The following is a 25,510-nucleotide window of genomic DNA, read 5'->3' as shown; positions in this document are numbered from 1 at the left end:
GTATGCCCGTCTGGCTGGATACCATTCCTGAAAAAGCGGCAAAAGTAAAACGTCCTGACACGCGCCGCTGGCTGATATTTCTGGCTGTCGTGCTGCTCATCGGTGCGGCAATAGTTGCCTGGTTCTGGCATGGAGACCGGGCGGGTCTCATCTTTTGGTGTTCGGCTATCGGTTTGCCGCTTTGTCTGTGGGGACTGATATTCAGCCTACGCCGCGTGGCCTATAAAGCGCATCAGGTTGGTGCGCAATCGTGGGATATTGAGCGCGAACAATTAATAAAACAAGAAACCCAGCGCGGCCAGCTTCCAGCCTGGATTCTGGATGCCGGCATTGAAATTCGCGCCGGGCAGCATGCAACCAACATTGTCGATGCCATCAAAACCGCATTTCCGGTGGTCGAGCGTTTCGTGCCAACCGGCAAACTGGCGGCCATTCAATATGCTGCGCTGCCAAATCGTGAGTTCGCTGCACAGCAAGCGATTGAACGTCTGACCAGACGCATCGCCGATGTGATCGCGCCGCTGCGTGAAGATCTCTCCTGCTGGTTATTAATTGATTGTGACAGCGCTGAAGCGGCTCAGACTGAAACACTGATTCTTCAGCAACTCAGTGAGCAGTCGGATCGCCCGTTCAACCGCATCACGCAAAACGGTATGGCCGGGTTAGATAACTGGCTGGATCGTACGTTGGATACGCCAGCCATATTGGTGGCGATATCCGTGCATCTGCCCGAATCACCGCAGAATGGCGGCGCCGATGCTTTTACCGCCCTGGTATTAGCGAATCGGCCTTCGCACCATTATCCGGATGCTGCGCGCCTGCACCGTCCCGAAAAGGGTTCATTTGCTGGGCTGGATAAAACACTGCAGCGCGCAGTGCTGTGGGCAGACCTGAAAGCGTTGAACCTCAACGGTGCATGGATCACCGGTGAGGCCGTAACGCAGGGCGCGGCGTGGAGCAATGCCTGCGATATCTGCAAAGTCACATTCAGCATGACGGATGATCTCACAGTGCCTGACTCCGTTATTGGTTACACCCATATCTCTGCGTCCTGGCTGATGATCGCGCTGGCGCAATCGGCTCTTGAAGCTGGAGAAGCGCAGGCTATTGCCTGTCAGTCAGCGCCAGAGAGCGAAGAGATCTGGGTCATGGTGGTAAGAAAAGAGCAGGAAGAGAAAGGATTAACAGGGAATGTCTGAAGCAAAAAATAAAACCATTATTGGCCCGTGCGTCGCCGGAGCCATCTTACTGATTATCATCATCTCGTTTCTGCTCTGGGCTTTTCCTGAAGCGGTAGAAGCGGCGACTTCTATTTCACCCGTTACCGGTCTGCGCATCCTCACCTGGGCGGCGGTTGCCATGGTGTTGGTGCTGCTGATTGGCTGGACGGTAGAAAGTCTGTTTCGCCGTTCAGGTAAAACCGGCGTGCAGGCGGGAATGGAGAAGAATAAGCAGCGTGCTGCTGGTGCAAATGACTCCGTCGATGCGCCTGATGCACTTACGCAAAAAGCCTTCAGCGCGTCCACGCTGGCAGAGCATCTGCGTTTTCGCTTTGGCCGCCGCTGGCAGCTCAAGGTCAATATCATTCTGGTGCAGGGCGGTAAAGCTGATGTTGAGGCTTCTGTTCCCGCGCTCACCAGTGATATCTGGCAGGAAGGCGAAGGCTTTGTGCTGGTCTACGGCGGCGATGCGCAGTCAGAACCTGATACGGCACTGCTCGCCGAGCTGAAACAGCTGCGCTCTCGTCGTCCGCTCGATGGCATCCTGGCAATAGTCAACGGCGATGCGCTACCGGGGCAAAACGAGTGTGATGTGATGGCCCGCAATCGGCACAAAGCCGACAGTTTGCTCGGCTGGCAGGCACCTGTTTGGTTGTGGCTGCATCAGCCAACGCATTGGCCGCAGTATGTCGATGCTGAAAACCCGGTTGCCGCAATGTTCGGGCCGGATGCGGATGCTAACAGTGCCGCTTCGCTGTTTGATGAACTGATCCCGCGCCTGCGTAATAAAGGAACCCTGTTATCGCTGGAAAACACTCGCAATGACTGGCATCTCGATCTCGCTGAGCGCTTGCAGCACAAGCAGGGTAAAGATCTCAACAACGCCATCAGCACACTGAAAAAAAGCCCGGCAAATTATCGCCTGAGCGGTGTGGTGTTCACGCCACAGCGCGTTATGAAGGATCATCATCCGCATATTCTCAGTGCTGCCGCTCTCTGGGATATATTAGCCGAAAGCTGCGCTGCCGTGCGGCCACGCAAACTTTCCACCGACTGGATGCGCATTGCCCGCTTTGCCCTGTTTACCGTACTGGGCTTGTGGTTCGCCGGAACGCTATTGTCGCTGGCAGTGAACCGCACACAGATTTATCAGGCGCAGGAAACCGCACGCGCGTCGGCCGATACGCGAGCATCGCTAACCGATCGCTTGCAGCACCAGATGGCATTGCAGCAGGCGATTGCGCGGCTACAACATCGCCAGAAAACCGGCGCGCCGTGGTATACCCGCTTTGGTCTCAACCAGGATGCTGACACGCTGAAATCGTTGTGGCCGCTGTATGCCCACGTTAACAATGTGTTGATGCGTGATGTGGCGGCACAAACATTGAAAACGCAGCTCGACGATTTTGTCCGTCTTCCTCCTGCCAGCAGCGAACGACTCAATGGTACTCAGCACACCTACGATCTGTTGAAAGGTTATCTGATGCTGGCGCGGCCAGATAAAGCTGATGCCTACTGGCTGGCGAAAAATACCGCACAACTGTGGCCGCAGCGCGAAGGCGTGCAGAAAGCCACATGGCAGACGCTGGCACCCAAACTGCTGGGATTCTGGGCGCAGAACGTTCCGCTGCATCCTGAATGGAAAATCAAACCCGACAGTCAACTGACCAGCACCGTGCGCCAGATCCTGCTGAAGCAAATTGGTCAGCGCAATGCAGAATCCGGGCTGTATCAGGCGATGCTCAAGCGCGTATCGCGCAACTGGCCGGATTTATCGCTGGCGGACATGACCGGCGACACCGACGCCTCTACGCTGTTCTTTACCGATGAAATCGTACCGGGCATGTTTACGCGCCAGGCATGGGAAGAGCAGGTTAAGCAGGCAATTGAGGATGTGGTTAGCGCTCGTCGCGATGAAATTGACTGGGTGCTGACCGATAAAGTGCATCAGCCAGGCAGCGAAACCTCGCCGGAAGCGCTGAAAGAGCGCCTTACCGAACGTTACTTCACCGACTTCGGCAATGTCTGGCTGAACATGGTGAACAGCATTCAGTGGCAGGATGCCACTTCACTCTCCGAAGCAATTGGTCAGCTAAATCAGCTGGCAGATGTGCGTCAGTCGCCGCTGGTGGCGCTGATGAACACGCTGGCCTGGCAGGGGAAAACCGGTCAGAAGTCGGAAGCCTTGGCCGATACGCTGGTGGATTCAGCCAAACAGCTTATCAGCCGCGAGAAGAAGCCTAAACAGTTGATCTCTCAAGCGCAAGGTCCAAAAGGCCCGCTGGATGGCGTGTTCGGCCCGCTTGCCAGCCTGATGGAAGGCAAAGAAGGCACTGGCAGCAACGGCAATCTCAGCTTTCAGTCGTGGCTGGCGCGTGTGACGCAGGTTCGACTTAAGCTGCAACAGGTCACCAGCGCGCCAGATCCACAAGCGATGGCGCAGGTGCTCGCGCAAACCGTGTTTCAGGGCAAATCCATCGATCTTACCGATACGCGCGACTATGGCAGTTTAGTCGCTGCCAGTCTGGGTCAGGAGTGGAGCGGCTTTGGTCAGGCCCTGTTTGTGCAGCCGCTGGATCTGGCGTGGCGGCAGGTGCTGGCTCCGGCAGCGGGCAGTCTGAATGCGCGCTGGCAGTCGACCATTGTGCAGCAGTGGAACACCGCCTTTGCCGGACGCTATCCGTTTAAAGCCACTGGCAGCGATGCGGCGATCCCGTTGCTGGCGAACTTTGTACGTGCCGATTCCGGGCGTATCGCGACTTTCCTGAAAACCAATCTCGGCGGCATTCTGCATCAGGAAGGCAATCGCTGGGTGGTTGATCCCTCTGCCAGCCAAGGCATGCAAGTTGATCCGGCCTTTATTGCGGCGATCAATCAGCTCTCATCGATTGCCGATATTGCCTTTTCACAGGGCGATGCCGGTTTACGTTTCGAGTTAATGGCGCGGCCTTCGCAGGACGTCGCCCGCATGCAGATGACAATTGATGAGCAGAAGCTGGATTACTTCAATCAGATGGAAGGCTGGCAGAGCTTCCGCTGGCCGGGAGAAACCTACTACCCCGGCGCGAATTTAACGTGGCAGACGGTGACCAGCAGCGGCATGCAGCTGTATCAAAACAATCAGGGCAATTGGGGCTGGATCCGTTTGCTGGAGAAAGCACAGAAAACGCCGCTGGATAGCAGCCGCAGCCAGCTAACGTGGAACACGTCAGACGGCAAAGCGCTGAAGTTCATTCTGCGCAGTGAGCTGGGCGAAGGGCCGCTGGCGTTACTGAAGCTGCGGGGTTTTAGCCTGCCAGAAAATATTTTCGACGTGGACGCTAACGCCATTAATGACGCGGTAGTGCCGGACGCCGCCGCACCGCTCGATGAATAACAGTCGACATGACAGGGAAAAACAATGACACCAGAACAACGATTGCAGGCCAGCGCCGGAGCCACTTCTGCCAGCAATATCAGCGCGGGAATGGCACTGTGGCAGAACTGGTTAGCACCGCTCAGTGAAAGCAATCCAACCGGTGACGATCCGGCTTATGAAGATGATTTCCAGGCGATGCGCGACGAAATCAATAAGCTCTCCGGGATGGATGCCGATCTTTTGTGCCAGCTAGCGGAAACGCTGCTGTGCGAAAACGTCAAAGATATCCGCGTCATCACCTGGTACATCCTCGCCCGCTTAGTCAACGACGGTGAAAAAGGGCTGGCTGAAGGCTTGCTGCTGCTGTGCGCGATGGTGGAACGATTTGGCGATAAGTTGCATCCCCAGCGCGCCAACGCGCGCAAGGCAGCATTTGAATGGCTGAACAGCGAGAAGGTATTGAATGTGCTGGCGCGCTGGCCGGAAGTGGTGCCGGAAGATGCCAGCCTGATTGCCGGATCGCTGGTGAAACTGTCTGAACTGACGCAACGATTGCCGGAAAATGAGCGTCCTGTGCTGGCTGGCCTGTGCACGGCACTGCAACAGCGACTGGACGGTTCCGGCGGCAGCGTCGCAATGCTGCCGCAAAACAGCAGTAGCGTCAGTACAACTGCGCAACCATCAAGTTTGACGCTGTCAGCGGTGAAATCCGGACGCGATTTGCTGGATCAGGGCAAATTGCTTTCCGCGTGGCTCAGCGAACAACCGGCGGGCTGGCTCGCCTCGCACCGTCTGATGAAAACCCTGCGCTGGGACACCGTCGATGTCATCCCGCCAATGAATGCCAACAGCTGCACGCGTTTGCCACCGCCGAAAGCGGAATACCGTGCGCAGCTTAAACGGCTTTATCTGCAACAAAACTGGATTGAGCTGGTGGAATACGCATCACAGATGTTCTGCGAGGGCGTGAACCACTTCAGCCTCGATGTGCAGTGGTATCTGTGGCAGGGATTATCCCGTGCCGGTGCGCCGTGGGAACAGTATGCGGATTATGTGGTGTCGGATCTGGCGCTGCTGCTGGAAAGGCTCAAAGGACTGGAAACGCTGGCCTGGGATGATGGCACACCGTATGCCGACGAAGTCACGCTGAATTGGATCAATGAGAAGGTGAAGGGCAGTAACAGCGGCTTTGGAGAAGAGGCGGCTGTGATGGTTAACAGCGATGCGGATGACGTGCTGGCACTGGAAGCCGAAGCGATGGCCAAAGGTGACAGCGAAGGCCCGGAAGTCGCGCTGGCATGGCTGCAAACCCGACCAGGAACAACTTCCGCGCGCAGTCGCTGGTTGATGCGGCTGGTAATGGCGCGTATCGCCGAGCAGTTTGGCCGCAATGAAATGGCGCTGCATCTGCTGGGTGAACTCAGCGACAGCGCACCGCAAATGACGGTGATTGAGTGGGAGCCTGCGTTGATGTTTGAAGTTTATTCCCGTCGCCTGCGCTTGCTGCGCATGAAGTCATCGCGCAGCGAAACCGACAAAACGCGCCTCACGCCAGAAATGGACAAGCTGATTGCCGCGATGATTCAAATCGATCCCTCCAGAGCCTTTGTGCTTTGTAACTAATCACCGCACGTTCCCGTAGCGGCGCAATTTATTGCGTTGTGTTGGCCTTTTAAAATCAACTGAACGCGATAAATCGCGCCGCTACGATTGTGCGTGCTGCAATTCACTGCAAATGAATATGACTTTCCAGGAATCCCTACATGGATGATTTAACCCTGCGCTATTACGAAGCGGAGATGCGCTATTTGCGCGAAGCCGGCAAAGAGTTTGCCCGCGCCCATCCCGACCGCGCAGCAATGCTCAACCTCGACAAACACGGCGCGCGCGATCCTTACGTTGAACGCCTGTTTGAAGGCTTTGCGTTACTGATGGGGCGCATGCGTGAAAAGCTCGATGACGATCTGCCGGAACTGACCGAAGGCTTAGTCAGCCTGCTCTGGCCGCACTATATGCGCACCATTCCGTCGCTCTCGGTGGTGGCGTTTAATCCGCAGTGGCAAACGCTGCGCCAGGCGGAAGTTTTGCCTGCGGAATTCGCCGTGTTATCCCGACCGGTTGGGCAGCATAAAACCGCCTGTCAGTATCGCACCACGCGAGATTTGACCTTGCAGCCGCTAAACCTGGCCGATGCGCGACTGCACACCGAAACTAACGGACGCTCAACCATTCGCCTGCGTTTTGACTGCCCGGCAAAAGTCGATTGGAGCAAAGTAGGCATGGATAAAGTCTCTGTTTATCTGAATGCCGACAGCCCGGTTGCCTCGGAGCTGCATCTGGCGCTTACGCGCAAGGTGCACGCGATGTATGCCCGCCACGCGGGTACGCATACGGAGCGCAATGCGTTTGATGGCTGGTGCAAGCCGATGGGTTTCGACGATGCTGATCGTCTATGGCCGAAAGGCGAAAGTGCCTTCAGTGGTTATCAGTTGCTGCTGGAATACTTCAGCTTTCGTCAGAAGTTTATGTTCCTGGAACTGCGCGGGCTCGAAGGCATTGGTTTGGACGCCGACAGCACCTGGTTTGAAATCGACATTGTGCTGAGTGAAATCTGGTCGGCGGATTTGCCGTTCGAGACCGAGAGTTTCCAGCTGCACTGCGCGCCGGTGATTAACCTGTTCAGCCTGGAAGCCGATCCGCTGACGCTAAATCCGCTAGAAACCGAATATCTGCTGCGCCCGCTGCGTTTGCAGGATGGTCATACCGAAATTTACAGCGTGGATGATATTCACGGCGCGATGAAAAATGGCAAAAGCCAATACGTGCCGTTCACCAGTTTCCGCCATCGCGGCGGCATGATGCGCCACGATGCGCCAGAACGTTATTTCCACACGCGCGTGAAGCGCGGCGCATCCGGCATGCACGATACCTGGATTATCCTCGGCGGTCGCTCATTTGAAATCGACAAGCTGGCCGAAAAGCCTGAATCACTGTCGATTCGCATCACCGGCACCAACGGCCAACTGCCGCGCAAGGCGCTGGAAAGTACGCTGCTGGACAGGGTGGTGAAAGCGGGCAAAGTGCCGGTTTCAGTGATGAATCTGACTGCGCCAACGCTGCCACTTTATCCACCTGCGGCAGATCGCTTCCACTGGCGGGTGATGAGCCATCTCGGCTCCAACTTCCTCAGCATGATGGATAACCCGGAAGTGTTGCGCGGTACGCTGGCGCTTTACGACTGGACCGACAACGAAATGAACCGTCGTCGCCTCGAAGCGATTGTGGCGGTGAAACACATGCTGATTCGCCGCTTCGAACGCGGCTTTATGCTGCGCGGCGTGGACATCGAAATCACGCTGAATGCGGATAACTTCAGCGGCGAAGGCGATGTGAACCTGTTTGGTGAAATGCTGCACCGTTTCTTCTCGCTCTACGCGGATATCCATCTTTTCAATCAGCTGACGCTTGTGCTGCAACCAACAGGGAAACGACTGCAATGGCGAGAGAATCACAGCCAGCACATACCGGGCTGACGGCACAACTGAAAGACGACATCTGGCGGGTGAATTTCTATCGCTACTGCCAGTTGCTGGAGCAGGATAATCCCGATCTGCCGCTGCTGGGTACCACCTGCCATCCGGCCAACGATCCGGTACGTTTCCGACCGTGGCCGGGCATGGGATTCCCGGTCAGCGAGCTGCGCGCGGTTGAGTTTGATGATAATCCGGCGCTGCCGCCTTCGGTCCGAACCACCTTTCTTGGCATGTACGGCGTCGATTCGCCGCTGCCGGGATCGTACCTTGATGACATCGCGCAGCGCCGCGAAGGGCATGAATCGCTGACCGCGTTTCTCGATATCTTCAGCCACCGTATCACCACGCAGTATTACCGCATCTGGCGTAAACATGCCTATCCGGCAACGTTTGAAGCCGGTGGTGCGGATAAGACTTCGCAGTGTCTGCTGGGGCTGGTGGGGTTGGGAATTCCGGGCACTGCGCAGCATGTGGCAACGCCAGTTTCACGCTTTCTGGCGCTGCTTGGCACCATGCGCTTGCCAACACGCAATGCCGAGGGCATCCGCGCATTGGTGAATCTGCTGGCACCGGGAACGCAGGCCACCATCAGCGAACATGATCCAGTCAAAGTACAGATCGCGGAACGTAGCGGCCTGGGCCGGAACAACCGCGTTAGCCTGGCGCAGCGTGCCACGCTGGGAAAATCCGGTCAGGAGGCAAGCAGCCGCGTGCTGGTTTCCCTCGTTACGCACAGTGAGCAGGAAGCGCGCGGCTGGCTGCCCGGCGGTTATCTGCATACCGATTTGCTGGTGCTGATGCGTGTTTATCTCGGTTACCGCAGTGACGCGCGATTGCGCCTCACTATCCCGTTAACCCTTTTGCCGGAGCCACGCCTGGCGAAGTCACAACGCATCAGTCTGGGACGCACCGGCGTATTGGGGCTGAAAGAGGGCACGCTGAGCAATCAGCAACAAACGCTCACTGTCAGTCTGGGATGTTATGAAGGGTTGCAATCATCAGGCCGGGAAGCGGCCACTAGCGGACATTACCGTTTCGAATAATCTGCATACAAAGGAATTATCATGCCAGTTTTACGTGGATGGCGAGTACTACTGATCCCGGCCTTTTTCCTATTGGCTGGATGTGGCTTGACCCAAACGGTGACCGACGGTGCCGTCGATGTCACCAAGTCGATCTTCTACAAAAAAATTAAGGTGCTGCACCTCGATTTCACGCCGCGCAAAGCGTCCAACGCTGATGGTGACCAAATCCCGCTGGCGACCATGGTGCGCGTCTATCAGTTGAAAGACAGCAAGACGCTGGAAAGCGCGGACTATCCTTCGCTACTTCGCGATGGCGATAAGGTGCTGAAAGAAGATTTGCTTGAGTCCAAATCGCTGCTGGTGATGCCGCAGGGCAGCGTCAGCCTCAATATGCCGATGCATGCCGAGGCGAAATTTGTTGCGGTGGTAGCGCTGTTTAATCGTCCAGACCTCACCGATAACCGCTGGCGTTTGCTGCTGACACGCAACGATCTGGATCCGGATTATCCGCGTGTAGTCGAGTTAGGCGAAGGCACGCTGAGTCTGCTGCCTGTTAAGGAGTAAGCACATGGAAAAGTGGCTATCCCGCTTCAGCGGACAGAATCAGTATCAGCTTGATATTCACAACGCTGCTGTGCGTCCCGACGTGCTGCGCTTTCGCGGTCGCGAGGCACTGAGTGAGCCGTTCCGCTGGGATATCGAGTTCACCACCGATTCGCCGGTCAAAGACGAACTGCTGAATAAATTCGCCAGCCTGACGATGCGCAGCGGCAAGGTGGTGCACGGCGTGATCACCCGCATGGAGTGGCTGAGCCAGAGCGCTGACCAGACGCACTACCGCGTCATTCTAGAATCCCGCCTTGCGCTGATGAAGCTAACCTGCGAGAGCCGGATATTCCAGAACCTCAGCGCGCCGGAGCTGGCGGAACAGCTGCTGCGCCAGCACGGTTTTGAAGGGCCGGATTTTGATTTCCGCCTGACGCGTGAATACCCGGCGCGCGAGCTGATTACCCAGTGGCAGGAGAGCGATTTGCAGTTCCTGCAGCGTATTCTGGCGGAAGTGGGCATCTGGTTCCGCTCGGAGATGAACGCGGTAACGGAACAGGAAACGCTGATTTTTGCCGATTCGCAGCAGGGCTATCAGTTTGACGTGGCGCTGCCGTACGCCGAGCTTTCGGGCCTGCACGACGGCGCACGTGAGTCGGTGTGGGGCGTGCGCACCTGGCACAACGTGGTCACCGGCAGCGTGCGCGTGCGCGACTACAACTATCGTCAGGCGGGCGAGCCCGGCGACGCTGATGCGGCTGTCAGCAGCGGTGCCACTACCACCGGCGGGCACTATCGCTATATCGGCCCATATCTGAATGCCGGTGAAGAGGACGAAACTGAGTCCGGGCGGTTTTACGCGCGCATCGCCCACGAGCGCGAGCTGAAGCGTGCCGACTACGTGCACCTGTTCAGCAACGCCTCGCACCTGACGCCGGGCGCGGTGCTGGAGCCGCAGGGCAACGTCATCCGCGCGCTGCAAAACGGCGTGGTGATGACGCTGGTGACCTTCATCGCCGCGCGCGATTCGCGCCTGCACGTATCCGTCTGGGGCATGCCGTACAGCGAACACTTCTGCTTCCGCCCCGCTACGGTGCCGCGCCCGGAGATTGTCGGCACGCATCCGGCGCGCATTGAAAGCCGCAACGCCGATGATATCTACGCCCATCTCGACGAGCATGGCCGCTATCGGGTGAAGCTGGACGTGGACCGCCTGTTCAGCGAATCCGGCTACAGCTATCTGTGGGTGCGGCAGGCGAAACCCTACGCCGGCAGGGATCACGGCTTCCACGCGCCGCTGATTCAGGGCACCGAAGTGGGTATTGCCTTTGACGGCGGCGACCCGGACCGCCCGTACATCGCCCACGCCTTCCACGACTCTGAACATCCCGACGTAGTCAGCCGCGACAACCGCAGCCAGAACATCCTGCGCACGCCAGCCGGTAATGAACTGCGCATGGAAGACAAGCGCGGCAAAGAACATATCGCGCTCTCCACCGAATACGGCAAAACCCAGCTCAATCAGGGCCACATCACCGACAAGCAGGACAAACCGCGCGGCAGCGGCTTTGAGCTGCACACCGACGAGCACGGCGTGATACGCGTGGCGAAAGGTTTATTTATCACCGCTGACGGACAGACCAAAGGCGTGGGCGAGGTGCTGGATATGGCAACCACGCTGCGTGAAATCGACATTGCCATCAAACAAATCGAGCAGCTCAAGCTGGTGCAGGCGCAGGTGGATGCGCTGATTATCGATATCAACGTGCAGCGCGAGATGTTCAGCAAGCGCCTGCAGCCGCTGAACGAGCTGATTCAGTTCTCCGCGCCCGAAGGCGTGGCGTTCACCAGCGGCGAGCATCTGCAGATGACGGCGGCGGAGAATATCCACATTAATGCGGGCGGCGACGTCAGCGCCAGTGCGATGGGCAACGTTAACCTGATGGCCGGAGAAAAGGTCGGACTGTTTGCGCACAAAGAGAAGCTGAGCCTGATTGCGGGGCAAGGCCCGATAAAGGTCGAGGCGCAGAACGCGGCGATGAAAATCACGGCGGCGAAGAAGCTGAGCATGAGCGCGGAGCAGGACATTCTGTTCGCGGGTAAAAAACGCATCGTGCTGATTGGCGGCGGCAGTTACCTGAAGCTGGAGGCCGGGCGGATTGAGTACGGCACCGAGGCGAAGTATTTAAGGAAAATCAAACGTACGCACAAGGCCAAAGCATCATCAGCAGACATTTCAATAGAGGAATTACCACCTAAACAACCTGAGCTATCATGCGGCGATTATTCCGCTTGTTTTAAAGTTAATGATAAGGCCTGTGAAATTAATGCCATAAAGACTGCTTGGAAAATCAGTTCAAATACAGGAAGCATAACTGGAGTTACCTCTGATTCGACTACATGTTCAATCAGAACAAATAAGGAAGAAGAACTCGTCTTGGATTATCTATTTCAACTAGAGGCAGGAATACGCTAATGAATAGGGTGTTAACAACCACATCATTACAGAAAAGTGAAACGCATAAAGAAGTAGAGTTCGACTACTTTCATATTGATATGATCCCCGATGCCATGAGAAACATGGGCTGGGTCATGGCACCTAAATTGATGTGCCACTGGTTTAGCATAGATCCTGCTTTCGAATTTGATAAAAACACTAAAGATAAGATGTTGAAAGGTAATCCTATTGAATTGAATGCAAGTGAAATAAATTCCTCAATTGTAACAATGGATTGGGCGAAGAATTATTCTCAAGTAAAAGAGGGCATTAAGAAATTGAAACTTGGTTGGAACACACCTAATGGGAGGAATGTACTTAAACGTAGACTAATGGCTAAAGGTGATTTCTCTCAGGAATGCATTTTTTTAGGTATGGAGAATGATGTCAAAGAATTAGATGCCTACGCTCAAGTAAATTTTACACTAATTGGCGAAAAAACTGACACAATCAACGATTGGTTTGGGGCAATGGGTAACAGTAACCTGAAAGTGTGTGTTAAGGGAAGTTCAGGTGTATTGCATTCCAAATCAGCTTTCTTTGTTGATAAAATTGGTTTTTATTTAAAAGATACCTATGATTTTTTGGATGAGAATAAATTTGGCTACAGAATTCCAGAGTTTTTAGGTGTTTGGAGTAAAAAAGGTATACTTTCAAAAAGTGATACGCTGTTATTTATGTCATCTTACTCAGCTGGTTTAATTGGCGATCTTGTCCGTAATTTCTCAGGTTATTGCCCAGTGTTTAATCATGATTTTAGACGTTGGCAGAAAAAACATAGGACAGGCGGTGACTACATTATACTTTCAGATGTATTCTGGACTGAACCTGAAGATAAGGATAGGGTCATACTTTTATGAAAATTAGAGCTGTAGTGTCATACATTTCTTGCGTCATGGTTTTTTTATGGTGGTTGCTTCTTTCTCCAGTGTTTTTTTTTGGTGGTTTTAACCAAGTTAAGGAAGTAGTAAGTCTGGATGGTAAATTCAAAGTGGTAGCATACAATGTTATTCCATCAACGCCTATTTCAATTTATCAATCACTAATTGAAAATGATGTTTTTATTGTCATGTATGGGGTCAAAGGTGAATATCTGGGGCAGAGTTCTCCTTTTGAATTTTCTGACGTGGATGGTGTTTTAGGTGATGTCGTTTTCTTTCCTGGTGAATCTGGAAATGCCGATTTCTTTTCGATTAATGGCGTAGGTGATTATACATCTGGATACGAAATTCCCGTTGGCAATATGAGGTGGTGGAGTCGTATTTCTTCATTTTTTAGGTGATGTAATATCCATTAATTAATCGGAAGTAACTCTTTTTAAACGATTGAAATCCGATTTGTTCAAGTTGGCAGCAAAAGCAAGTTTTCTAGTGAGTTGAATTGTGTTAATAGCAAGCCAAAAATAGGTTTATTTAGTTGTGAGAAAAAGTAAAGTAAGGCTGTTAGTGATTTTTGCTTTAGTCGTTGGATTGTGTCTCGTTATATTTTTTCCATCCTCAATTTTTTATGGCAAACATAATGAGCAGTATGAAATTCATAGTGAAAACAAAAATTATAAGTTAGTTATCTACAAGTACATTCCCGTTTCTCTCCTTTCTATCTACAAGGTTTTTGATGAACTGGGGTACTTTTTTGTGGTATACGACCAGTGTGGAAGAGAAATTTATAAGCCTGCATTGAATTATGGGGTGAGTGCAAATTTGATCTATGACGAAACGGAGTTTTCAACATTAAATGGAAACGAGCTTTTCTTTCCTACTAATGAAGATATCGATTCAATAAAGTTACCATCTGTTCCTTCTACTTGTGTTTATAAATAATCTACATTATTTATAATGTAAGTAAAATATAACTTTAAAAACCATTGTGACAAAAATGAATGAATCCCAAACATCATTGTATGAAGTTCTATTAGGCAATTTCTCAGGAGAATTAGAAGCGGAGTGTCTGGCTGAAGATGATCAGGTAATCTTGTCGGTACTTGATAACATGCAGCGCATTCTTAATACCCGAGCTGGATCGTTATCACACATTCCCGATTACGGTCTGCCAGATATGTCACGTATTTTGCATGGCATGCCAGGTACCGCGCATCAGTTGCTTTATACACTCTCAGAAGTGCTGCTGAAATATGAGCCAAGATTGAAACGTATTGATGTCATTTTACTGGAGCAAAATATACCCGGTGAACTGCGATACGCGATTGATGCTGAGCTAAAAGAGATCGGATTAGTGCGCTTCGGCACCGAATTTATGCCGGAGGGACGTGTGATGATCCGTCATATGAAACAGCAGCAGTATGTAGAAGCCCGAGCTTTTGTTTGAGAAAAGCTAATGGAGTCGTAAGTGAAGAAATTACTGTTATCCGTAATGCTGGTTTTACTCAGTACCGGTGCCGTTAATGATGCCAACGCGCATCCAGGCAGAACTAATTCCGAAGGCTGTCATAACGATCGTAAAAATGGCGGCTATCACTGTCATGGCGCAAAAAGAAAATCTGCTGACTACTTCTCAAGCGAACCAGCTGCACCAGCGAGAGGCCCTGAAAAGAAATCCGTTAACAAAAAAACTCGCACACAACTCCTTGCCCTTCGATTACTACACAAAAACCTGAAAATGAAGTGCAGCAGCGCGCTGTGGATAATCCACAGGAGCGGATGCAACGTTGCGTCAACAGACAAAATATTTACGCCTACTGGGAGCCGACAACCAAACGTTGTCTTGATAGCAAAACTGGGCGCGAACTTACCATCTGAATAACTTTCTTTTTCGCCTGATTAGGGCTTTTCGGAACACAGCAATGACTTCATCTCAACCTCGCTTCGTCAAAACCGGCGGCGATCCACGCGCGTTCGCTGAATATGCCGCGCTGCGCCAGGAAATGCAGAAACTCACGCATCCGGCGCGTCCGGATGTCGATTGGCCGCACGTCTCCACGCTCTGTTTAACGCTGTTCGAAAAAAACGGTGTCGAGCTGCAAAGCGCGGTCTGGTACACGCTATCGCGCGCGAACACGGCAGGAACGGCAGGTATGACGGAAGGCCTGGCGGTGCTAGTAGCATTGATTACCCGCGATTGGCCGACGTTATGGCCGCAGCCAGCGCACGCGCGCATCGAACTGCTGGCGGGATTAAGCCGTCGGTTGCAGCAATTTCTGCGTACTCAAACGATAACCGAAGCTGACTTAACGGCGCTGAGCCAGGCGGCGCGCTTGCTCAGCGAGGTTGGCGATCATCTGCAACGTCTTGAACTGCGTCAGCTTAGTCAGATTGATCCGCTGCTGGACCGCATTCGCAGTGCGGTGGTGATGCTGGAACACTGCGATGTTTCAACATCTGATGCTGTGGCCAAGCTGCCTGAAGTCGTTCCGATTGAGAAGCCCGCGCTGGCGTTAGCAAGTGCAGAAGTCAGCGGCTGGGTGTATGTTCCGTCTCCGGATGCGCCGGCACCCGATTTGCGGCGGCTGCGGCGTCGGGCATTTATCAGTGGCGTGGGCGCGACGCTGCTGAGCGTGTCACTTATCGCCGCTATAGGCTATTTGGTTGTGCAAAAAACTGAGCAGGAATCTCCGTTACAGCAAGCATTACTGGCTTCAATATCACCACTTCCTGCGCCTCTCTCACCGGAAATGATGGCTGAACTGCAGGCGAATCCCGCCGAATGGCTAAACGAAGCGGCATGGCTGGAGCAAACGCAGCAGCAATTGAACCGGCTACAAAACTTATCGCCGGACTGGAATCTGCAGCTCGGTAATGCGCTGGTAATGCAGGCCAGCCTGGTGTGGCCTGATTCGGATGCGGTTAAAACGATGAGCGCACGCTGGAACAAGCAGCTTAACGCGGCAGCAATGCCAGCAGATAAAATGCAGGGATGGCAACAGGGCATGGAGCAGCTCAACGCGTTGTCGCAGCGCCTGAATGGACTTGACGAGAAGCGCGGCAAATATCTGACGGTGAGCGAACTGAAAACAGCGGTCTACAATATGACGCAGGCGTTCAACGGAACGGTGCCACTGGAAGAGGAACTGCGCGTGTTGCAGCAATCGGACGATGACGCTACACAGAATCAGCTATCACAAGCGGAAATGCACCTGAAGCAGCTTATCGCCAGTTACCAAACGATAGCTACATCGTCAAAAGAGCAGGACTAGCAAAATCCGCAGCCAACCGGTATTCGCAGCTATCAAACTCCGCGGGGGTTTGAATCCCCCTTGCAGAAAACAGGCAAAAAAAAGCCTGAACTTTCGTTCAGGCTCTTCTTTAGAATGTGGCGGTGAGAGGGGGATTCGAACCCCCGATACGTTGCCGTATACACACTTTCCAGGCGTGCTCCTTCAGCCACTCGGACACCTCACCACATTTTTTTGTCAACCGCGCTGGGTCAACGGGGCGCTACTATAGGGAGATCGCTGAAAAGGGTCAAGCGCTATTTTCTCCTTTTGTTCTATTCGCTTAAGCTCTGAGCGTATTGCCGTTAGCCTGCTCATCATGGCGATTCTGTCATCAAATCATTCCCTCTCTGTCACAAAAATGTCACCGCACTGTCGCAGACTTGTCCGCGGAAACATTTGGTTATATCTATGGAAAAGGATGCTTATAAATGAAACAGATACCTCTCTTTACGGTTACGCTGCTGGCTTCTCTGATCGCGACATCAGCAGTGGCAGACGATGCACACTATTCCCGCGCTGCTACCGGCGATGTCACCGAGCACGGCGGCGCGCGTCGTCTCACCGGCGACCAGACCGAAGCGCTAAGAGCGTCATTAAGTAATAGCACCGCAAAAAACGTGATTCTACTGATTGGTGACGGCATGGGAGATTCGGAAATCACCGCCGCGCGTAATCAGGCGCGGGGTGCAGGCGGTTTCTTCCCCGGTCTTGATGCGCTGCCGCTCACCGGTCAATACACGCACTATTCATTGGATAAGAAAACCCACAAGCCGAATTACGTGACGGATTCCGCCGCATCGGCCACCGCGTGGGCCACTGGCACCAAATCCTATAACGGTGCGATTGGCGTCGACGTGAACGGCAAAGATCAGGTAACGATTCTTGAGCTGGCGAAAGCCGCCGGTAAAGCCACCGGCAACGTTTCCACTGCTGAACTGCAGGATGCCACGCCAGCAGCGTTGATCGCGCACGTCACCTCGCGCAAATGCTACGGCCCGGAGAAAACCAGCGAATTGTGCCCGACTAACGCGCTGGAGCAGGGCGGTAAAGGATCGATTACCGAGCAGATGCTAAAAACCCGTGCGGACGTCACGCTGGGCGGCGGCGCGAAATCCTTCGGCGAAACCGCCAAAGCTGGCGAGTATCAGGGTAAAACCCTGCGCGAACAGGCACAGGCGCTGGGTTATCAGTGGGTTGATAATCTCGATGGCATGAACGCCATTCAGCAGGCCGACCAGAGTAAACCGGTGCTTGGCCTGTTTGCCGACGGCAATATGCCGGTGCGCTGGCAGGGACCGAAAGCCAGCTATCACGGCAACATTGATAAGCCGGTGGTGACCTGTGAAGTGAATAAAGAGCGTCCGGCTTCGGTACCGACGCTGGCGCAGATGACCAAAAAAGCCATCGATCTGCTAAGCACTAATGAGAAAGGCTTCTTCCTGCAGGTGGAAGGCGCGTCAATTGATAAGCAGGATCATGCGGCCAATCCATGCGGTCAGATTGGTGAAACCGTCGATCTGGATGAAGCGGTGCAGCAGGCGCTGGCCTTTGCGCGCGAACATGGCGACACGCTGGTGGTGGTGACCGCCGACCACGCGCACAGCAGCCAGATCGTGGAGAATGGCACCAAAGCGCCGGGTCTGACGCAAGCGGTGAATACCAAAGATGGCGCGGTGATGACCATCAGCTACGGCAATTCAGAAGAGGATTCGCAGGAGCACACTGGTACGCAGGTGCGCATTGCGGCGTACGGCCCGCATGCGGCTAACGTGGTGGGCTTGACCGATCAGACCGATCTGTTCTTTACCCTGAAGGATGCGATGGGGTTGAAGTAGCAAGGATAACGGTTGCCATTAATGAACTGCACCCCAAATGTTGGACCATAATCTAACATGGTTGGAGTGACCCCGGGACCATAGACAAATCTGCCCTATATTTTGAGCATAGGAGGAGTCTATGGGCACACCACGATTTACCCCTGAGTTTAAAGAAGAAGCTGTCCGCCAGCCGGGTGATGTAGGCTGGGGCCAGCATCTCGCGCTTCATCGACCAGGGTTTCTGAATCCCTTGTCCGGCAAAACATAACGCGCCGCGCTGGCGGGCGTTCATCTTGTCGATCAGGGCCATCAGCTGGCCACTATTGTGACGCGGCTGATATTCCGCAAACAGATCAAACTGCGCCACGCCATCGCTAAAGAAATCGCCCAGCATTACGCCGCCTTTCATATAACGCTTCCCGGGAACCCAGATACGATCTAAACAATTAAGCGTGACCTGAATAGTATCGCGACTGTCAGCGATCGGCGTAATAAGGATGATGCGACATAAGGTGTATTTTTCCGCTTAGCTTTAATTTTTACAGGAAAAATGGATTTTTTAGATGTTTTTTAATACATGATTTGCTGCATCTAAATTATCAAATGTGTTTTTGAGTAGTTGATGATACAATTTAAATTGCATCTGTGAATACTCTAATCTATGTATCTCATTGATATAAAAATATTGATCAAAGTTATGCTTGTAAAGTATAAGTCTATCTATGGCATTATCTCTTTCAGATGTTGCTAGTTGAATTAATTCAACCTTTGACAAAGGAATTTCCAAAAGTTTCTTTCCATCATATCTCCAAGGATTTTCTTCAATATCATACTTCCACATTGTCAGATAACCGGATCTTTTGTATACATCAGATATCTCTCTATCATCTTTTGGGTTGTTAATTAAATGATGAGTTACTTGTTCCAATGTCTGAATGTCTTCTTTAGTTATAGTTCTAACTTTTCTAAGTATTCCATTTATTATAGATGATTGCTTGTTGAGAGGGTTTTTACTTTGGGAAATAGCGACTTCTTCAATTGTTGCTTTCCTGATTTTAACAGATGTTTTTTGGACAAGCTTGGATTCAAGTATTTCTTGTGGGGTGCAGAAAGAAGTGTTTTCAACTAATTTAATACCAGCACTTTCATATGATTGCACGACAAGCCTTGAGCAAAACTGCCTGTTTTTTCTTTCTTTTGTAGTTGTTTTTAATTTTGAATTGATTGCATCCCTTATCGAATACTTTGTTCCTATCTTTAATCTTGCGAACATACAAGCTTTCCTAAGCTGATCAGGACTACCGGCGACTCTTAAAATAGTTACATTCTCAGGTGTGTCAAAAAGCAGTCGTTGCATATTTCCTGAATGAACTCCATTTGCATCAGAATGAATGTAAGTTCCGGAGCCAATATAAAGAATAGCATGTGAAAAGGAGCTTCCAGTCGATTTCCTCACAACTTTACTTGTTGCAGAGTTCTCTGCAGTGAGAAGAATGTCACCTTTTTCCAACTCGTTAATAGAAATTACATACATAAATTTATTCCATATTAAATTGGCGCCAAACCGAAAAGTTAAATCATTTAACAATTGGCAGGTCTGAGTAGCGCGTCGTGTAACCAGGTGATAGCATTTCTCGCTTCATTGACCAACTTTTCTGAATCCCTTGTCCGGCAAACCATACCGTACCTCGGCCTGAACGGTTAAGGTCATCGATAACTTGCATCAGCTCACGACTATTATGCCAAGGTTTATGTTCATCGAATAAATTGAGTTGCGCTACTCCCTGACTGAAAAAGTCGCTCAACATAACGCCTGCCTTCATATAACGGAAACCTTCTTTCCAGATACGATCAAGGGAATTGGTGGCTACGCGTATAATGTCACGGGTATCGTTGGAAGGAATCGCCAGACGACCACTTGCCTGTGGACTATAAAATATCTCATTATTAGCGTGTGGACTGGTTTGCATAAATACGCTTATAACACAGCAAAACTGCTTTTCAGTTCGCAGTTTTTCAGCTGCTCGTTCGGCATAAGTACAAATCGCCTGATGCATGTCTTCATATTCGGTAATGCGATGACCAAACGAACGGCTACACATAATTTGTTGTTTAGTTGGTGAGAACTCATCAAATGCAAGACAGGATTCACCGCGTAGCTCTCGGACCGTGCGTTCAAGAACAACATTAAAGTTTTTACGGATAATCCAGCTAGAACTATCAGCCAACTGCAAAGCTGTTTCAATGCCCATAGACTGCAGTTTTTTACTGATGCGGCGACCAACACCCCATACTTCTTCTACTGGCACTTTGGACATTAATTTGCGCTGACGCTGATGGTCTGATAATTCGGCAACACCACCAATCTTAGGCCAGTTTTTGGCTGCGAAATTAGCAAGTTTAGCGAGCGTCTTTGTGGGGGCTATCCCTACACCTACAGTTAAACCTGTATTTTTTAAAACCTGTTTACGTAACTGATGCCCAAATGTTGTCAGTGGTATGCAGTTGGATAGGCCTGATATGTCTATGAAAGCTTCATCGATAGAATAGACCTCTACCGCTGGAGCTATTTCTGTGAGTGTTAGCATTGCTCGGTGACTAAGATCCGCGTAGAGAGCATAATTGGAACTAAAAACCGTCACATTTTGCCGACGCAATTCCTCTTTTATTTTAAAGTAAGGTGCACCCATCTTAATTCCCAGCAATTTCGCTTCTGCTGAGCGTGAAATAATACAACCATCATTGTTGGATACCACAACAACCGGTTTTCCATAAAGGTCGGGACGGAAAACGGTCTCACAGGAAGTGTAAAAATTATTTACATCAACAAGCGCGTACATTTCTATTTGACTTCAAAGTGAATGTGACTACACCAAATATTTGCAATTCCTCTTCATCCCGAAAATTAATCGGGGAGTAGTGAATGTTATGCGGAATGAGTTGCACAAAGGGCCTGGTACGAAGTTCCTTTACGGTGAATTCGCCGGCGAAGGAAGCCACTACAATATCGCCGTGCGTGGCCGTTAGCGAGCGGTCCACCACCAGCAGATCGCCATCGCTGATGCCTGCACCAACCATCGAGTCACCACTCACTCTGACAAAGTAGGTTGCACTTGGGTGCTTCACGACCAGCTTGTTCAGGTCTAGAGTATCTTCGACATAGTCTTGAGCCGGGCTAGGAAAGCCGCATGGAACCCTCTCCAGATAAAGTGGTAGTTTCAAGGTTTCATGAATAAAAGGACGACTTATAGTTTTCATAGTTAACAACTTAATTACTGTTTTTATATACAGTAGTGATCGCGATGTAATTGATCAAGTAACTTCTCTCTACATAGCCTGAACGCATTGAACAGAGTAGAAATTTAGTTATGCAACTACAGATTGATGGTGGGAGATGTTGTTGGGGGCTTCATCTGAACATGGAATTTTGCGGGAGCAACATTGGGATGAGAGCATTTGTCCGCTGCTGAATTAAGGTACGTCTCGCTGAGGAAGTCGGTACTAAAAATAAAGGGGTTTTATTGGGTGGTTTTCAATCACCCAAGTGATAATTGTTTATTTTTAATAATTTTATAAAGCTAGACTATGCCAACAATTCGGCTTACAAAACACTTGTGCCGCTGCGCTTAAATCATCATCCCCATGATCTGCAGGGTGCTCTGCTGTGAAGCGGTGATAAACGGAATGTCTTTGATGTGCTGCATACCAAAGGCTTCGTAGAACTTACGTGCACGCACGTTATCGCCTAACACTTCCAGCCACAGGTAGCCTTCACGTTTGTCGCGCGCCTCATTGATGATGCTCTCGAACATCCAGCGACCGTAGTTTTTGCCGGTTTCTTCTGGATTGAGGTAGAGCTTGTTGAGCAACGCGCCGCTCATGCCGGAATCCGGCACTGGCGTGTTCCAGGTGACTTTGGCGAAGCCAATCGGCTTGTCGGTCTCGGCGATCAGCCAGCTCTCATTGGGCGCGGCGAGGCTGCTATTCAGCTCTGCCAGACCGTATTCCTTGTCGATAAAGGCATCCAGTTCGTCTGCGGAAACCCACATATGTTTGAAATGCGCACTGTAGGTCATGCGGCCCAGCAGGTGCAGCAGCTCTGCATCCTCTGCCGTGGCTTTGCGTATGGTGAACTCCATGCCAGATTTCCTTGCTTAATGCTTGTTATTAATCACGTCGTCGGTGCGAGCAGAGGCCACCGAAGGGCAGTTACCATAACGTGTTAGTAACAAAAACCCAAGATAACCAGAGCTGTCTGTTAACAAGGTGCCAGGCCGATGATCTATAATGAAGAGTGAGAAGCAAGCGTAAGCCCATATTCTCAGGAGGTAGAAGATGTCAGATTCGCAACCTAAAATTATCGGCGAAGCGGCCTATGCATTACTGGTGCGCCGTGAGGAAGTCAGCGTTTCCTCACTGCTGGCAGAGCTCGCGCGCATGGCGAGAAAAGAGCAAAACAGTCAACAGCAGCAGCGTATTGCCCAGGCGCAGCAATGGCTGCTCACGCACCGTCAACCGGCGGGCAGCGATAATCGCGTCCATTCAGCATTGCGCGGATTGAGTCGCCAGGAAGGCAGTGTCAGAATGCCTTCGGCCGATGCCGACGACAATTGACCATCCCAACCGGCTCACGCGTCGATGACTTTCGGCGCGGAGCGCACAGATTTGGAAATAAAAGCTTTCTAATTGTCCTAATTCACACTTCTTAGCACTTTTTGCAACAAAACCTGCCTGATATCTTGAGTAAGCTCCTTGTACAGCTTTTTGCTATCTGTACAACTTTACTTAGGTCAAATGATCTAACTTTTTCATTTATTGGGGTCAATTATGCGTCAGAACGGATACACGCCGAGTTCAGTCGAGGCCATTGCCAACTATTTCAGCAAAGCGTCGCTGCCATCGCAGCAGGAAACCTTGGGTCAGATCGTGGTTGAAATCTTACGCGAAGGCCGTAACCTCAACCGCAAATCGCTATGCACCAAGCTGCTGCGCAGACTGGAACTGGCCGCCAATGCTGAAGAAGAGCATCACTATCATCAGCTGATTGGCTTGTTATTTGAACGTGAAAGCTGAGAGCCAGTCAGACGTCAAACTTGTACAAGTATTAAAATTTTACTCTGAATACGCTCCCACACTGGTTTCGCCCCGCACCGGGGCGAAGCGGCGGTCAGAGATTCGTTATGAAAATTCGTTATGAATAGAAGTGAACACCAGAAAATAATCGATGAAATTATTGGCGAAGCGGCGCTGGCGCTGTTGCAACGTACGGGCCCGGTCAATACGCAAGCGCTGTTGAATCAGCTGATGCTGATGAAGCAGCAGAGCAATGACGAAGAGCAGCGTGCAGCGATTACTGCCGCCATCACCGATGTACGCAACAGTATTTCGGCGGGAAAAAAGCTGCGCGAAGAGCAGCCGCAAAGCGACAACGTTCTTCAGCTGTTTGGTAACAACCAACAGTCTGGTAACAATCGTAAACATTGACCGATTGGCTCGCATTTAGGCACTGTAAATTCGAGCGTAGATACAATCACGGGACTGGAATCATGTCGGAAAATCACAACCTCTACGCTGCACTGCCTGACACCGAACTGGCAGAGCATTTTCGCAATGCAGACAGTACGTTAAGAAACGAAGCTGCCGTATTGGATAGGGTTATCCGCCACGTGCTGGCCACGGAAGGGCGCGTCAGTAATAAATCGATTATTCTCTGTTTGATTATGGCGCTGGAAACCGCAGAAGGTGATGCTGAAGCTGATGTGCTGCGCAAAACACTGGAAATTGTGGTGGGTTACACGCCTGACGACGCCTGATATTCCTCTCTGTCCCCCGCGCGGGGACAATGAATTAATCCTTTCTGGCGAGAGCTAATCGGCGCTTCGCTTTGCCAATATTAATTCTGTGCAACCAGGTGCGAAACTGTTTTAACTGGACGTGTGAAGCGACATCAGTTGAAAGCGTGCAAATATACAGCTGGCTTTGGGTATGATTATTAGTGCCTGTCGCGTAAATTTCGCTTTTATTATCACGCTGTTGCAGTTCAATTCCCGTGAAGTGTAAATTCCCCCACAGCTGTAAAGTGTCCTCGAACTTTTTAAAGTCCATCATGATGCCCTTATTATTTTGACTTATTATGGAATGTTGCTGGCTCCGTGCAACATAAAGCAATTGCGCAATTAAGCCAGCATCTTTGAAAATTAAATTTAGGGATAGTCGCGCTTGGGCGTGGATTTTCGCATCCATTTGCGTTTATTACCGCTTTGCTTATCCATCGCTAATGCGCTGGCGCTGGCCGGATCAAACAGCGACAAACTTTCTATTTGATGCACCATAATCACTTTACGAAACTCCAGGGCACTTTTAGGTGCGGACGAGAAGTCAATATTGTGATTGTGGTACCACAAACTGTAATTATGCTCGATCGCCAGATTAAGCGTGCGTGAATCACGGTAGCCGCTCAGCATCGGGATCAACACAATGTTGGCGGTGTTTGGATACTCAAAGGTCGCCGCGTGAATCATGCCGATATAGATACGGCGCGATTTCAGCGTAACCCACGCCAGTTCGCCTTCTTCCATACACTGCAAAAGCAACTGTTCAATGCCATTAGAGCGGGAAAGACGTTGATACAGCTCTTTGCGTCCACCGGCGTTGAGCCGGGCGCTGACCGCCCAGTTGGAGCGATACATGCAAAACAGGATGGCAAAGGCCAGCATCAGCACCACCGGCGCCTGAATGCCTAAAAAGCTCCACGTCATAAAATCGACGTTCCAGTGCACATTCTCCGCCGAGGTCAGCGCAAACGCATTATTCACGCCCGATGCGGCCAGCAGAATCAGCCAGATAATCGCGGTGGCCAGCACGCCTTGCAGCACAAATATGCAGCCATACAGCGCAATGAGAAAATAGACATCCCAGCCAAAGGAACGCTTAATTTTTAAACGGCTCGACATGTCGCGGCTGGTATACCAATAGCCGCAAACCATCATCACCATAAATATCGCCGTGCCCATTTAAATATCCTTTAATGTGCTGACATGATGGGCAAAATCGCGCTGCACTTCAGGACTCAACGCATTAACCGAAGCGTTACCATCTTCATCAATAATAATTCTGTCGCCTTCCTCAATCGATTCCTGAATGTCCTGGCGCGTCATGACTTGCACTAATGACTCCGGGCTACCGAACAGGGAAGTTAAAAAACCAAACATCATCAAGCCATCCTTATTATTTATGCCAGCGTCAACTATGGCACATCCCTCAACAACCTAGCCGGGTAACTGAAATGAAAGGGCGTTTTCCGGATTAATCTGCCAGGTCGCCGTTTAGGGCGACCTGTGATA

At 51.4% G+C, this 25,510-nt stretch carries 25 protein-coding genes, 1 tRNA gene and 2 pseudogenes; 19 read left to right on the top strand and 9 right to left on the bottom strand.

The features are described 5' to 3' along the window. Positions 1-2 precede the first annotated feature (2 nt). The 14 genes and pseudogenes from K5Y33_RS07335 (at position 3) to K5Y33_RS07275 (ending at position 16,329) form a co-directional block, all read left to right on the top strand. Positions 3-1,199 (top strand): hypothetical protein, encoded by a 1,197-nt coding sequence (locus tag K5Y33_RS07335; RefSeq protein ID WP_222233593.1) that lies wholly within the window; start codon positions 3-5, stop codon positions 1,197-1,199. Then, complete coding sequence (locus K5Y33_RS07330) at positions 1,192-4,596, top strand: ImcF-related family protein (protein ID WP_222233592.1); 3,405 nt, start codon at positions 1,192-1,194, stop codon at positions 4,594-4,596. Before K5Y33_RS07335 ends, K5Y33_RS07330 begins: the two co-directional genes overlap by 8 nt. A gap of 24 nt (positions 4,597-4,620) precedes the next feature. Then, positions 4,621-6,201 carry a type VI secretion system protein TssA gene (tssA, locus tag K5Y33_RS07325; RefSeq protein WP_210081896.1) on the top strand — a complete coding sequence of 527 codons (1,581 nt, stop codon included), beginning with the start codon at positions 4,621-4,623 and terminating at the stop codon, positions 6,199-6,201. A gap of 140 nt (positions 6,202-6,341) precedes the next feature. Beyond that, positions 6,342-8,111 (top strand): type VI secretion system baseplate subunit TssF, encoded by a 1,770-nt coding sequence (gene tssF, locus K5Y33_RS07320; protein ID WP_222233591.1) that lies wholly within the window; start codon positions 6,342-6,344, stop codon positions 8,109-8,111. Further along, positions 8,075-9,154: a type VI secretion system baseplate subunit TssG gene (gene tssG / locus K5Y33_RS07315; protein ID WP_222233590.1), complete on the top strand. Its 1,080-nt coding sequence runs from the start codon at positions 8,075-8,077 to the stop codon at positions 9,152-9,154. The genes tssF and tssG overlap by 37 nt, the downstream gene beginning before the upstream one ends. A 21-nt stretch (positions 9,155-9,175) precedes the next feature. Continuing rightward, positions 9,176-9,700, top strand: coding sequence for a type VI secretion system lipoprotein TssJ (gene tssJ / locus K5Y33_RS07310; protein WP_222233589.1), 525 nt, complete (start codon positions 9,176-9,178; stop codon positions 9,698-9,700). A 4-nt stretch (positions 9,701-9,704) separates the two neighbouring features. Then, a complete protein-coding gene (locus tag K5Y33_RS07305; protein WP_222233588.1) occupies positions 9,705-12,158 on the top strand; it encodes a type VI secretion system Vgr family protein in 2,454 nt (817 codons plus the stop codon). Continuing rightward, positions 12,158-13,039 (top strand): DUF6402 family protein, encoded by an 882-nt coding sequence (locus tag K5Y33_RS07300; RefSeq protein WP_222233587.1) that lies wholly within the window; start codon positions 12,158-12,160, stop codon positions 13,037-13,039. Before K5Y33_RS07305 ends, K5Y33_RS07300 begins: the two co-directional genes overlap by 1 nt. Next, positions 13,036-13,461: a DUF6201 family protein gene (locus tag K5Y33_RS07295; RefSeq protein ID WP_222233586.1), complete on the top strand. Its 426-nt coding sequence runs from the start codon at positions 13,036-13,038 to the stop codon at positions 13,459-13,461. Before K5Y33_RS07300 ends, K5Y33_RS07295 begins: the two co-directional genes overlap by 4 nt. Before the next feature lie 136 nt (positions 13,462-13,597). Next, positions 13,598-13,999, top strand: coding sequence for a hypothetical protein (locus tag K5Y33_RS07290; RefSeq protein ID WP_222233585.1), 402 nt, complete (start codon positions 13,598-13,600; stop codon positions 13,997-13,999). 55 nt (positions 14,000-14,054) lie between these two features. Beyond that, a complete protein-coding gene (gene tssE, locus K5Y33_RS07285; RefSeq protein WP_222233584.1) occupies positions 14,055-14,504 on the top strand; it encodes a type VI secretion system baseplate subunit TssE in 450 nt (149 codons plus the stop codon). A 45-nt stretch (positions 14,505-14,549) separates the two neighbouring features. Further along, a pseudogene (locus K5Y33_RS23785) lies at positions 14,550-14,651 on the top strand (YHYH domain-containing protein); the annotation flags it as partial. A gap of 185 nt (positions 14,652-14,836) precedes the next feature. Then, positions 14,837-14,935 carry a DUF1283 domain-containing protein gene (locus K5Y33_RS23780; protein WP_370634109.1) on the top strand — a complete coding sequence of 33 codons (99 nt, stop codon included), beginning with the start codon at positions 14,837-14,839 and terminating at the stop codon, positions 14,933-14,935. Positions 14,936-14,979: 44 nt separating this feature from the next. Beyond that, positions 14,980-16,329: a VasL domain-containing protein gene (locus K5Y33_RS07275; protein ID WP_222233582.1), complete on the top strand. Its 1,350-nt coding sequence runs from the start codon at positions 14,980-14,982 to the stop codon at positions 16,327-16,329. Positions 16,330-16,446: 117 nt separating this feature from the next. On the opposite strand, the gene K5Y33_RS07270 is transcribed toward K5Y33_RS07275, so the two are convergent. After that, a tRNA-Ser gene (locus K5Y33_RS07270) sits at positions 16,447-16,534 on the bottom strand. 244 nt (positions 16,535-16,778) lie between these two features. Here K5Y33_RS07270 and phoA point away from each other — a divergent pair. Then, a complete protein-coding gene (gene phoA, locus K5Y33_RS07265; protein WP_110866367.1) occupies positions 16,779-18,185 on the top strand; it encodes an alkaline phosphatase in 1,407 nt (468 codons plus the stop codon). A 163-nt stretch (positions 18,186-18,348) separates the two neighbouring features. Here phoA and K5Y33_RS07260 read toward each other — a convergent pair. The 5 genes and pseudogenes from K5Y33_RS07260 to K5Y33_RS07240 all read right to left on the bottom strand — a co-directional run. Next, positions 18,349-18,663, bottom strand: a pseudogene (locus tag K5Y33_RS07260) (DUF4113 domain-containing protein); the annotation flags it as partial. 63 nt (positions 18,664-18,726) lie between these two features. Next, positions 18,727-19,701, bottom strand: a complete 975-nt coding sequence (locus tag K5Y33_RS07255; protein WP_222233580.1) for a YiiX/YebB-like N1pC/P60 family cysteine hydrolase — start codon at positions 19,699-19,701, stop codon at positions 18,727-18,729. 43 nt (positions 19,702-19,744) lie between these two features. Then, the gene (gene umuC / locus K5Y33_RS07250) at positions 19,745-21,007 is read right to left on the bottom strand and encodes a translesion error-prone DNA polymerase V subunit UmuC (protein WP_222233579.1); all 1,263 of its coding nucleotides are present in this window, start codon (positions 21,005-21,007) and stop codon (positions 19,745-19,747) included. Then, positions 20,991-21,425, bottom strand: coding sequence for a translesion error-prone DNA polymerase V autoproteolytic subunit (umuD, locus tag K5Y33_RS07245; RefSeq protein ID WP_192233594.1), 435 nt, complete (start codon positions 21,423-21,425; stop codon positions 20,991-20,993). The genes umuC and umuD overlap by 17 nt, the downstream gene beginning before the upstream one ends. Positions 21,426-21,793: 368 nt before the next feature. Beyond that, entirely contained in the window at positions 21,794-22,306 is a 513-nt protein-coding gene (locus K5Y33_RS07240) for a GNAT family N-acetyltransferase (protein WP_101760746.1), read from the bottom strand. 196 nt (positions 22,307-22,502) lie between these two features. Here K5Y33_RS07240 and K5Y33_RS07235 point away from each other — a divergent pair, with 196 nt between their 5' ends. From K5Y33_RS07235 to K5Y33_RS07220, 4 genes are all read left to right on the top strand, one after another. Further along, the gene (locus K5Y33_RS07235) at positions 22,503-22,781 is read left to right on the top strand and encodes a hypothetical protein (protein ID WP_101760745.1); all 279 of its coding nucleotides are present in this window, start codon (positions 22,503-22,505) and stop codon (positions 22,779-22,781) included. A 213-nt stretch (positions 22,782-22,994) separates the two neighbouring features. Continuing rightward, positions 22,995-23,240 (top strand): regulatory protein YcgZ, encoded by a 246-nt coding sequence (ycgZ, locus tag K5Y33_RS07230; RefSeq protein ID WP_007891089.1) that lies wholly within the window; start codon positions 22,995-22,997, stop codon positions 23,238-23,240. A 120-nt stretch (positions 23,241-23,360) separates the two neighbouring features. Continuing rightward, positions 23,361-23,651, top strand: coding sequence for a hypothetical protein (locus K5Y33_RS07225; RefSeq protein ID WP_101760744.1), 291 nt, complete (start codon positions 23,361-23,363; stop codon positions 23,649-23,651). 62 nt (positions 23,652-23,713) lie between these two features. Next, complete coding sequence (locus tag K5Y33_RS07220) at positions 23,714-23,980, top strand: biofilm development regulator YmgB/AriR family protein (RefSeq protein WP_101760743.1); 267 nt, start codon at positions 23,714-23,716, stop codon at positions 23,978-23,980. A gap of 34 nt (positions 23,981-24,014) precedes the next feature. Here the strand turns inward: K5Y33_RS07220 and K5Y33_RS07215 are convergent, their stop codons facing one another. Genes K5Y33_RS07215 through K5Y33_RS07205 form a run of 3 tightly spaced genes read right to left on the bottom strand, consistent with a single transcriptional unit; the run spans position 24,015 to position 25,378 of the window. Next, the gene (locus tag K5Y33_RS07215) at positions 24,015-24,410 is read right to left on the bottom strand and encodes a hypothetical protein (RefSeq protein ID WP_255610240.1); all 396 of its coding nucleotides are present in this window, start codon (positions 24,408-24,410) and stop codon (positions 24,015-24,017) included. Next, entirely contained in the window at positions 24,371-25,180 is an 810-nt protein-coding gene (locus tag K5Y33_RS07210; RefSeq protein WP_137385642.1) for a hypothetical protein, read from the bottom strand. The genes K5Y33_RS07215 and K5Y33_RS07210 overlap by 40 nt, the downstream gene beginning before the upstream one ends. Then, on the bottom strand, positions 25,181-25,378 hold the full coding sequence (locus K5Y33_RS07205; protein WP_101761030.1) for a hypothetical protein: 198 nt from the start codon (positions 25,376-25,378) through the stop codon (positions 25,181-25,183). It abuts the gene before it with no gap. Positions 25,379-25,510: the final 132 nt, after the last annotated feature.

It is taken from the genome of Pantoea sp. DY-17 (assembly GCF_019795975.1).
Classification (GTDB): Bacteria; Pseudomonadota; Gammaproteobacteria; order Enterobacterales; family Enterobacteriaceae; genus Pantoea; species Pantoea leporis.
The sequence above is the reverse complement of the archived record's forward strand: the minus strand, read 5'-3'. Positions and strand labels throughout refer to the sequence as shown.